The sequence below is a fragment of the Pseudochelatococcus sp. B33 genome, from assembly GCF_053570585.1.
In genome coordinates this window covers 1-9662 of record NZ_JBSEFH010000053.1, presented here as the reverse complement: position 1 = coordinate 9662, position 9662 = coordinate 1, and the positions used below count along the sequence as shown (strand labels likewise).

The window sequence follows — 9662 nt, the reverse complement described above, 5'->3', positions numbered from 1 at the left end:
AACCCGTAACAGTTTTGGACTCGGCTTTTGCAATGCAAGTGGGCTTGGAGCCTGGATCCGATAACATGGAGCATGCCGATGCGTCGATATTGATTCACTTGACACGAAGTAACCCATGTGAGCCCGGTCGGCCCCCGGCCGACGCGCTCGAACACGAACCCGGCGCCCCATGAATGAAACCAGCGCGGCACCAGCTCACACTCAAACCCTTTGCACCACGGGAAAATGCAACTACATTATAGATACACAATGCAACACGGAGGTTCGCATGCCGCGCGCCAGTCAACATCCGAAGGCCGACTCGTTCAATTTCCGGATCGATCCGGCCCTCAAGGCGGCGTTTACAGCAGCGACCGAGGCGGAGGACAAGCCGGCGGCGCAGGTGCTGCGGGATTTCATGCGCGCCTATGTCGCCCGGCGCAACCGCAAGCTCTTCGAGGCGGAGGCGCAACGTCAGTCCCGTGAGGCGGCGGCGCGGGCCCGTGATCCGCAAAGCGATGAGGCCCGGTCCCTCAAGGAAATGGAAGCGATCTTCGACGAAGATCACTTCGGGGATGAGTGGAAAGCATGAAGCGTGGCGATCTGGTAACGATCGCCGTCAGCGGCGACTACGGCAAGCCGCGTCCGGCGCTCGTCGTGCAGGACGATGCCTTTTCGGAGCTGACTGCGGTGACGGTTCTGCACCTCACCAGCGAGATCAACGACTGGCCGCTGTTTCGGATAACGATCGAGCCGACCGAAGGGAACAGCTTGCGCAAGCGCTCACAGGTCATGGTCGACCGCGCCGTGGCCCTGCCCCGCTCGAAGGTGGGGCCCGTGTTCGGCAGCCTGGACGATGCGGACATGGCGACGGTCAGCCGGGCGCTCTATCGCTTCTTCGGGCTGCAGGGGATTGGCCCGGATTGACGGCGAATGGCTGGTGCCCCGCGATCGCCGCGGATTGCCGGCTCAAAGCGCGCAAAGCTCCTCGTAGATCTCGTCGCGGCGTTTGGCGGCCACGTACCAGCCATGGGATTTCGGGTGCCAGCGTGCCCGGCCTTTGACGACGTCGATGGCGATCTCGGCGACGGGCGACTGGGGCGGCCACCAGACGCGCATGCCGCCATCGTCAAGGTCGCGCACCCAGATCTTGCCCAGCGATGTCTCGATGAATTCGGCTTCGGAGTCCATGGTCGGCCGTTCCCGCGTCCTTGAGCCTGACGCTGCCCGGCCGGGGGACTGGGCAGCGGGGTTGTTGTCCGTCGTCATCGACATATAGGCGACCTGGAGGTCGGAGAAAAGAAAGATGGCGTTCACGCGCCACCCTTGATCTTCATGACCAGGATGCCGAGGCGGCGTGCCTTGTCGGCAAGGTTTTCCTGAATGCCGGTGCCGGGGAAGACCAGCACGCCGATCGGCATCGCCTCCAGCATGGCGTCGTTGCGGCGGAACGGCGCGGCCTTTGCGTGCCTGGCCCAATCCGGCCGGAAGGCCACCTGCGGCACCGCCCGGTGATCGGCCCAGCGCGAGGCGATCAGTTCGGCGCCCCTGGGCGAGCCGCCATGCAGCAGGACCATGTCCGGATGCTTGGCGTGGACCTTGTCGAGCGTGGCCCAGATGAGATTGTGGTCGTTGAAATCCGCCCCGCCGGTAACGGCAACCTTGGGACCGGCCGGCAGCATGACCTCGGTCTCTGCCCGGCGCCGGGCGGCCAGAAAGTCCTTGCTGTCGATCATCGCCGCGGTCACGTTGCGGTGGTTGACCTTCGATCCGCTACGGGGCCGCCAGGACTTGCCGAGATGGCGCTCGAACTGCTCCGCGGCGGCATCACGCGCGAGCTCCATGCTGTCGCGCCGCTCGATCAGGGTCTGTCCTTCCGCCGTGCGGCGTTCAAGCTCAACGCTCTTCACCTCGCTGCCATCCTGCTCTTCCTGGAGACGGCGCTGCGCCTGCTCGTTGTCGTCGAGCTCGCGCTCGATCCGGGCGATGGCACGGTGGAACAGATTGACGGCTCCCCAGAGCAGTTCATCGAGGTCGGGCTCGAGCCGCGTGTCGCCGAGAGTGGCGATCAGCGCATCGAAGATGTCCGCGACCGCACCGGACAGAGCATCGTCGTCCGGCAGCGGCCTCGGATCCGGTTCATCCTGCGTGGGCCTCCAGCCGAAGAGTTGAAGCTGGGTGAGGACGCGGTCGGTGGGGGAAGCGGCGTGAACCGGCTCGAAGTCGTCGTTTTCGTGCATCATCGGGGCGATCCTTGTTCGGGATGGCCGCGCCCATCGCGGCCTTCGCAGGCGTCGAAGCCCACGGGCGGGACGGACTGGCAGTCCCCGCGCTTGCGCGGGGGCCTTGATGGCCGGGTTCCGGCTATTTTGGATCGCGATGCAAAGGCGGCCCTGCCGCCGGCGGAAAATAGCCGGAACGCGGGCCATTGCCCGGCCGGCCCGCTTGTGGGCCGATCGCCCTCCGGAAGGCCGTGGGCGCGGCCCCCGGACACGGAGCGACCACGAGGAGGCGCAAACGCCGACCGGGACAGGACGCTTCCCTCCCCGTCCCGGCCTCACCGCTTGATGAAACGGGCGACGTCCTGCGGATGAAGCTGCTCGCGAAGCGCCGCCCGTAACGCTGCCGGACCGAAGGCGCGCAGATCCTCGTTGAAATCGCCCCGCACCGGCGACAACGCGATCGCCTCGATGCCGACGCTCGCTGCTCTGGCGACCAGACTGTCCCACGCGCCGTCCCCGGCCGGATCGCGGTCGCGCAAGACATAGAGCCGGCGCAGCGTCTCGGGGAACAGGATCGCCGCGAGGTGGCCGGCCGACAGCGCCGCCAGTGCCGGCAGGCGTGGGAGGACCACGCGGGGCGACAGCACGGTCTCGATCCCCTCGCCTGCGGCCAGCACATCGCCGGCCACGCCAAAGCGGACGCCGTGCCCGAGCAGGTCGCCCATCGCCCGCCGCGGCGTCCCGACAGGGGCCTTGCCTGAGCCGTCGGGGGCGAGCCAGGTACGGTGCGCCCCGGTCTGCCGTCGGCGAGGTCGGTGACGGTCGCGATCATCGCCGGCCAGGTCTCGACAGGACTGTGCTCGTCGGGCCGATAGTAGCAGCGCGGGTGGAAGCGCAGCGCACCGGTTCCGTGCAGAGCCGTCAGGCCGCGTTTGCGTAGATACGTTTCCACGATCGTGCCCGCGATCGGCTGCGCCATGGCGAACAGCCGCCGACTGGATTCCGACGAACCGGAGGGGGCCGGGGTGGAGCGCCGGTTTCGTGACCGCCATTCCCGCTCGGGTGGCGGCACGGCGAGGAAACGGCGCGCTTCATTCACCACATCCCGGAAGTCGACGAGGCCGCAGCTTTCGCGGATCACGTCGAGGAGGTCGCCATACTCAGCCGTTGCGGCATCGGTCCAATGCCCCGCGGCGCCGGGACCCGATTCCGGTCCACTGAGCCGAACGAACATCGACCGGCCGGGTGTATTGCGAGCGTCGCCCACCGTCCAGTAACGGCCCTGGCGCCGGCCGTTGGACAGGTAATGGCGGCAGACAGCCTCGGCATGGCGGGCAAGGCAACGCGCCAGTTCGGAAGCATTGCTGGGCATCACGCAACCTCCCCCGGACTGGCCTCATGTTGCGCAGAAGCTCTCAGTCGTCCGAGGGGCAGTAGCCAATCGCAAATGCGCAACAACGGCCACAGCGCAACATAACCCGGCCACGTGCCGGCAGCCCCTTTGCCGGTTTTTTGATCTGAGTATCGTAAGAATATGGGGCAGCCGGGTGCGTTAGGGAGATCACTGATGAGCCAGTAGTTGTCCTGCTCGCGACCATTCGACTGACGATGACGGACGGCCCCAGCGTGGTTGGCCCGTTCGAGGAGATGTTCCAACATGGAAAGATCCTTCAAAGAAAAAGGGCTCGCCGTTGCCGGCGAGCCCATGTTCATGTTCACCTTGACGGACTATTCCGCTGCAACCGTGTGGCCGGCATCGTCATCCCCACCATTGTCGGCGATGCCGCCGTGATCGCCCACGGCTATTTCGCCGTTGTTTGCCGCCGTTTCTTCGACACTCGCTCGCGGCTCGGTGACCTCCGTAAGTTCGGTCTTGGGATCTCCCGGCGTCCGCAACGGCTCGGGAAGCCAGCCGCTGTTCGCGAGCAAGGCCTCGGCTTGCGCCGCCATGTCACCCTTCTTTAGATGAGCGATACTATCAGCGGCCCCCTGTCCCTTCGCCTCCGCTACAGCCTGCAGGATGCGTGCCTTGGTGACGCGACCAAGGAAGGTATCCACGGTCGGCTGCCAGCCGGCCGCGGCCATGTCGAGAGCGACGGCCCTTGCCAGTTGATCGGCGTGGGCCAGCGCGCGCGGCCGCCGGTTCCAGGCCTCATGCACCGCGTTGACCGAAAGGCTGATCACATGGGCGAACAGTTCGGAACGGCTGTCGGTGTCCCATCCTTCCAGGGCGCTCCAGAGTTCCTCCGATTCCTTGGGCAGCGCGTTCAGCCAGCTTTCGTGACGGGCGCGGATCGCCTGAGCTGTGGCGCTGTCGTTGAGTCCCGGCGCCTGGGCGCTGAAGGCGGGGCTCTTCAGATCGAGTTCGAGGCAGCTGTCCGAACCGTAGTGATAGAAGACCCCGAGCGTCAGGACATGCAGCGCCGCGAGAAAGGCAACATCGGGCTGTCTTCCGAGCGCGTCGCGCAGGGCAAGCGTCCGATGCGAGGTCAACTCCGTCAGTAGCCGGTCCGAGATCGGCGACAGACCTTCGTCCTCATCTTCCAGCTCGGCCTGCGGCGCGGTCGAGGAAACGCGATCGCCCCCATCATTGTTCAGGCTCGCCACAGCCGGCTGGTTTTCTCCTTCACCTTCCACGGGATCGCCTTCCGGCTCGACGGGCGCCTCATCCTCGGGACGCACGTAGCCGCGCTCGACGCGCAATCCGCCGTCCGGAGAAATGCTGACAAAGGCGCCGGCACGGGCGATCTCCTCGGGATCGAAAATGAGCGGCCGTTCATCGAACGCGGTAAGCGCCGTCTCCAGTTCGGCCAGGCGTTCGTCGACCTGTTCGGGCAACTCGTCGACGCCCTCGTGGTCGCTCTGCAGACGGTCGTATTCCTGCTGCAACGCGTCGCGGCTCGCCTCCTCCTCGGCGCTCAGCGGCAAGGGTTCGCCCCGCAGTCGCCGCAGGCCGTAGGTATTGCCATAGGCAAAGTCGGGGGCGACCTCGAGCCATTTCCAGCCCTCGGCCGCGATCGCCTCGGATTCCGTCCTCAGCTTCTCGGCGACCAGCCGGTTGACCAATACAGCATCCTGCAGCCAGCCGCCGTCATCGCCATGGAAGAGATCGCGCAGCACAGCGCCGCCGGCCGCGACATAGGCGTCGAGGCCGATGAACTCCACCCTCTTGTCGGATGCGCGCACAGCGCCCTCCGTGAGCCAGCGCCGGATGACATAGGCGGACTTGTCATAGGTGTGCTGCAGGCGCTCGAACACTTCCTCCTGCCGCTCGTGATCACCGGAAACGGTGAAGGCTATCAATTGCTCCAAGGTCAAGCCGTCCTCGGCATAGATGTCGAGCAGCTTCGGCGACACCGACGCCAGTTTCAGCCGCTGCTTGACCACGTTGACCGACACGAAGAAGGCCGCGGCGATGTCCTCCTCGGACTGGCCCTTCTCACGCAACGTGAGGAAGGCCCTGAACTGGTCGAGCGGATGCAGCGGGGCGCGCTGGACGTTCTCGGCCAGCGAATCCTCTTCGGCGATACCGCCCTCGCGCACGACGCAGGGCACCGCGGCCGTCCTCGAAAGCCTTTTCTGCTTCACGAGGAGTTCGAGCGCCCGGTAGCGCCGCCCTCCCGCCGGGATCTCGAACATGCCCGTTTCGGCACCGGTGCCGTCGGCGACCGGCCGGACGCTGAGCCCCTGCAGCAGGCCGTGCCGGGCGATGTCTTCGGCCAGCTCCTCGATCGAGACACCGGCCTTGACCTTCCTGACGTTCGACTGGCTCAACACCAGCTTGTCGAAGGGAATGTCGCGCGAGGACGACAGGGTGATCTTCTTGACTGTAGCCATGGAAACAGACTCCGCGGCGGACGCTCGAGAGCCACTCTCCCAAGCACCAATCCGCCACGAAGCGAAGCGCCGCCCCCTGCCTCGGGGGACGGCGCCGTAAAACCGACGATCCGGGAATCCGGAAAGGCACGAAGCCGGACGCACGGGATTCCGTGTTTCCGGCTTTGCGGAATTCAGGATGCTCGGTCGGGAAGCTTTCGCGCCCTGCCCTCCATCTCCAACGGCGCGTCCCGGTGCGGGATACGGGCGATATATCCCGTCTGCACTCACCCCTGTTGATTCATCAGCCTCAAAAGCCGTCGCTCTGACGCCATGCGCGCCGAAGACACCCGATTTAGGGGTGCACCGGACACCGGCAGCCGATCAGGATGCCGTGAGCGGGCGGTAGCCGGAGTCAGCGTCCATCTCCTCTGCCCAAACGGCCATCAGAAAATCGTCCAGCGTGAGGCCGCATTCCTCCAGCATCCGCGCGGCCAACCACGGATGGTCCGCAACTGCGTCCGCGAAGTCGTCGCGATAGCCGCGATAGTTTTCGAGCCAACCCCAGCGCTCGTCTTCCTGCATCGAGGGATCGCGCTCGATCACCAACCGGGATGCGTCGAGTTCCAGCATGGCGGCGAGCAGCTTTTTGCAATGGCCGACGTCAAGCGTTTCCCCCGGTCCGTGCTGGCCACGGTACCCCACCGACAGGTTGGTGCATTCGGGGATGATCCCGGCATATTCGTTGGTGTCGGTACAGACGCCCGTATTGTCAGGGGTATATCGGAAGTCCGGGTTCAGACCGTTGAGCGCGGATGCCAGGCTGGCTGCAAAAGCGTCCGAGCACGTCCGTCCGAAGCTCTGATGCGTGATGACATCTTGGAAGCCGGTGCGGTCGAAGGCGATGGCCGCGTCGATGTCCTGCAGCAGTTTCGGGTTGTTGCGCTGGATCCAGCAGGATCCGAGACAGCCCTGTTCCTCGCCGCGATGGAACAGGTAGAGGCCAGGGCGGCCTGCCGCGATCATGTTGAGCATGATCCATACACCCGCCCCGTCATCGGCGCCGAGCGACATACCGGGCCTGCCATCGCACAATCGGGCGAGACCAAGCGTGTCGATGCCCACGTCCTGCTGCCCGCCGCAGGCCGCCACGGTATCGACGTGGCAGCTCCACACGACACGGGGGGTGTCGCCGATGGTAAGCATTCGGTTGCCAAAGGTGTCAGTGGCCATGCCGGGAATCGGGTCGAGATATTCCCGGCAGAAGGCGCGTTCGATGGCGCTGTCATGGGGGCGTGCCCACGACAGGATTTCCAACAGGCCGGTCCGGCCCGCAACATCATAGGTCATGGTTCAGGCTCGCGTGGGAGGGGGTCGTGGCCGAGGCCGGCACCGTCATCGCGATGGCGGAATGGGGGGCTTCGGAAATGCGGGGCTCTTCGAGACGAAGGCGCTCTGCCTCGTCTCGCTCGCGCCTCAGTCTCTCGTCCCGGGCACGCTCTCCGGCGACCTGCCACCTGGCAACGTCCGCCTGGATCGCGGCCATCTCGTCGTGGAACTGGCGGTAGGCCAGAACATGGGCGTTGGCGAGAGAGGCATCGTCATCGTCGAAAGGTTCAGGCAGATGATCTTCAGACAGCCATTCGCCATGATATTCGGTGAGATCGTCAGCGTGGAACCATTGGCCGGAGGCATCGCACCGACGGCAGCAGCAGCTCACCCACCATTCGCGGCGATCTTCGAGATAGACGGCGCCGAAATCCTCTGCATCGTCCTCAAGAACGGTATGCGAGTCATGGCCGGCATGGACGGTGACGAAGGATTCGTCGTCGCTATAGTAGCGGTTGTTGTAGTCGCAGAAGGTCGCGTGGTCGTGAAAACAACGGCTGCACCATTCTTCGCTCCCGCCGTCGGCGACATAGACCGTCTCGTATGGGCTACCCTCGCTGTCGCAACGCGGACAGTACCACGGCATATCCGCCACACCTGTGGTGTTTCCGGATGAGATACTGCCCCGGCCGATGACAAGGTGTTCACCGTCGTCCGCAAGATCGTCACCCCGATCGATGTAGGGGACAACAAAACTGTCGCCATGCGGGATGCGCCGGATGCGGGCACCGTTCAGGCTGCCGGCGCTGTAGCCAGCCCCCTCAAGGAGCAATCTGAGGCGGGACTCGTCGCCGTAGATTCTGGCGTAGACTTTGCGGTCCGGCCAAACGATGCTGCGGGCGGTAGCGTCATCGCGGGTGCCGATATAAGCGAGTGCCGTGTCCGGACCGGCATAGACCCGCACGGGATGACACGGACCCTCGAAGTCGCCGGCCTCATGCGCCATGCAGCTGCGGGGACCGCGGACATAGACGTCTTCGATTTCGTCCGCGTCCTGGGTGATCTTGAGGGCATGTTCCTGCACCAGCACGGAGAGCCTGGCGCACCAGTCCCGGATCGCGTCGTTGTCGAGGTGCTCGGAGAAGAAGCGATTCAGGTAGCGACCCGGCGACATGATCAATTGGCGGTCGGCCTGTCCCTTGGCGGGGTTTTCGGTAAACGCGATCTTGCCCGCCTGCTCCCGGGAGATATGGCAGAAATGTTCGTCGTGCCTGGCCTGATACCAGGGTTCGTCGTGCCAGGGTGTGGGCGCGTAGGTGCCATCGGCAAAACGCAGCTTCTCGCGACTTTGCCAGTCGAGGTCACCGATATCCCCGCCGGCAAGCGCGACGCGGAGTTCGGCATCGGGCGAACATGTGAGAAGATGCTGCCGCGCGGCCTCGGCCTCATCGAAGGATGGCCAGAGATATTGCTGGTCGCCGTCCGGCGCCAAGCTGAACGCGATCGTCACCGGCCGCCACTCGGTGTCCGAGTACCGGTGTAAAATTTGAAATTGGATCATGGACGTGACTCCACGCAGCCGCACACAGCGGTGCACGGCTTGATTGTCGGTGGGGATTGCGGGGGGCTCAGCGACGGAGCGGCAGCACCATGTTGACTGCGAGACCGCCAGTCAGGGGCCGGAAACCGAGCGCCGCCGGAATGATCGGCATGATGGCGCCGACGACCTGCCCTCGGTTCGCCTCAAGCTGCCGAACGCCGATTTCCAGGCGTCGCTACGCGACACGAGGGCGCGCCGTCGCCTGCAACTCCTGGGATTATGGGCCATCCCGGAGCGGGTACCGGAAGCCTCTCTCCCGGCCCTGAGCCCGCCGCGAAAACCCCATCCCTCCTCCAACTCTCTCAGTCCGCCGGACCACACCGCCGCCGAAGGAACCGGGCGGACACCCCTCGCAGAGCGGCACCGCGCAGGTGGGAACGGGCTTGCGTGACCTTGAAAGGCCTGCGCATAAAAAAAGCGCTCTGCCGGTTGGCAGAGCGCCGTTGCAGTGACCGAAACCGGGTTTCAGTCGATGGCCTGTAGAATCTCCGCAGCCTCACGGTGGCCCACCGCGTAGCTGTAAAGACGTGCATAGCCTTCACTCAAGACGTCCGACCGATAGGCGAACGAGAGATGCGAGAAGGCGAACAGGGTAACGATGATGCCCGCGGCGTCTGCGCTCACCTCGCCTTCATAGCCGTTGGTCTCGCAGATCATTTTGTAGCGGGGGATCGCGGTCGGCCTCAGATAAAGCGGCCTGCCGTCGTATTCGCAGA

8 protein-coding genes and 1 pseudogene are annotated in these 9662 nt (G+C 65.0%); 2 read left to right on the top strand and 7 right to left on the bottom strand.

What is annotated here, in order from left to right; genetic code table 11:
• The first annotated feature begins 169 nt into the window (after positions 1 to 169).
• Together ACUSIJ_RS29195 and ACUSIJ_RS29190 are read left to right on the top strand one after the other, a co-directional pair.
• Positions 170 to 571 (top strand): hypothetical protein, encoded by a 402-nt coding sequence (locus tag ACUSIJ_RS29195; RefSeq protein WP_449311931.1) that lies wholly within the window; start codon positions 170 to 172, stop codon positions 569 to 571.
• On the top strand, positions 568 to 906 hold the full coding sequence (locus ACUSIJ_RS29190; RefSeq protein WP_449311930.1) for a type II toxin-antitoxin system PemK/MazF family toxin: 339 nt from the start codon (positions 568 to 570) through the stop codon (positions 904 to 906). The genes ACUSIJ_RS29195 and ACUSIJ_RS29190 overlap by 4 nt, the downstream gene beginning before the upstream one ends.
• Before the next feature lie 42 nt (positions 907 to 948).
• Here ACUSIJ_RS29190 and ACUSIJ_RS29185 read toward each other — a convergent pair whose 3' ends face one another.
• From ACUSIJ_RS29185 to ACUSIJ_RS29155, 7 genes and pseudogenes are all read right to left on the bottom strand, one after another.
• Entirely contained in the window at positions 949 to 1296 is a 348-nt protein-coding gene (locus tag ACUSIJ_RS29185) for a hypothetical protein (protein WP_449311929.1), read from the bottom strand.
• Positions 1293 to 2222: a DUF2493 domain-containing protein gene (locus ACUSIJ_RS29180; RefSeq protein ID WP_449311928.1), complete on the bottom strand. Its 930-nt coding sequence runs from the start codon at positions 2220 to 2222 to the stop codon at positions 1293 to 1295. Before ACUSIJ_RS29180 ends, ACUSIJ_RS29185 begins: the two co-directional genes overlap by 4 nt.
• Positions 2223 to 2536: 314 nt before the next feature.
• Positions 2537 to 3573 (bottom strand): annotated as a pseudogene (locus tag ACUSIJ_RS29175) (DUF7146 domain-containing protein).
• A gap of 356 nt (positions 3574 to 3929) precedes the next feature.
• Positions 3930 to 6038: a ParB/RepB/Spo0J family partition protein gene (locus ACUSIJ_RS29170; protein WP_449311927.1), complete on the bottom strand. Its 2109-nt coding sequence runs from the start codon at positions 6036 to 6038 to the stop codon at positions 3930 to 3932.
• Positions 6039 to 6401: 363 nt separating this feature from the next.
• Entirely contained in the window at positions 6402 to 7367 is a 966-nt protein-coding gene (locus ACUSIJ_RS29165; protein WP_449311926.1) for a M28 family peptidase, read from the bottom strand.
• Positions 7357 to 8907 (bottom strand): hypothetical protein, encoded by a 1551-nt coding sequence (locus ACUSIJ_RS29160; protein WP_449311925.1) that lies wholly within the window; start codon positions 8905 to 8907, stop codon positions 7357 to 7359. The genes ACUSIJ_RS29165 and ACUSIJ_RS29160 overlap by 11 nt, the downstream gene beginning before the upstream one ends.
• Positions 8908 to 9411: 504 nt before the next feature.
• On the bottom strand, positions 9412 to 9662 hold a 251-nt coding region (locus ACUSIJ_RS29155), incomplete at its 5' end, for an antirestriction protein (RefSeq protein WP_449311924.1).

Excerpts from the sequence above, each read along its gene's own strand:
- ACUSIJ_RS29165 (WP_449311926.1), bottom strand. The coding sequence starts at position 7,367 with ATGACCTATGATGTTGCGGGCCGGACCGGCCTGTTGGAAATCCTGTCG.
- ACUSIJ_RS29160 (WP_449311925.1), bottom strand. The coding sequence starts at position 8,907 with ATGATCCAATTTCAAATTTTACACCGGTACTCGGACACCGAGTGGCGG.
- ACUSIJ_RS29170 (WP_449311927.1), bottom strand. The coding sequence starts at position 6,038 with ATGGCTACAGTCAAGAAGATCACCCTGTCGTCCTCGCGCGACATTCCC.
- ACUSIJ_RS29180 (WP_449311928.1), bottom strand. The coding sequence starts at position 2,222 with ATGATGCACGAAAACGACGACTTCGAGCCGGTTCACGCCGCTTCCCCC.
- ACUSIJ_RS29195 (WP_449311931.1), top strand. The coding sequence starts at position 170 with ATGAATGAAACCAGCGCGGCACCAGCTCACACTCAAACCCTTTGCACC.
- ACUSIJ_RS29190 (WP_449311930.1), top strand. The coding sequence starts at position 568 with ATGAAGCGTGGCGATCTGGTAACGATCGCCGTCAGCGGCGACTACGGC.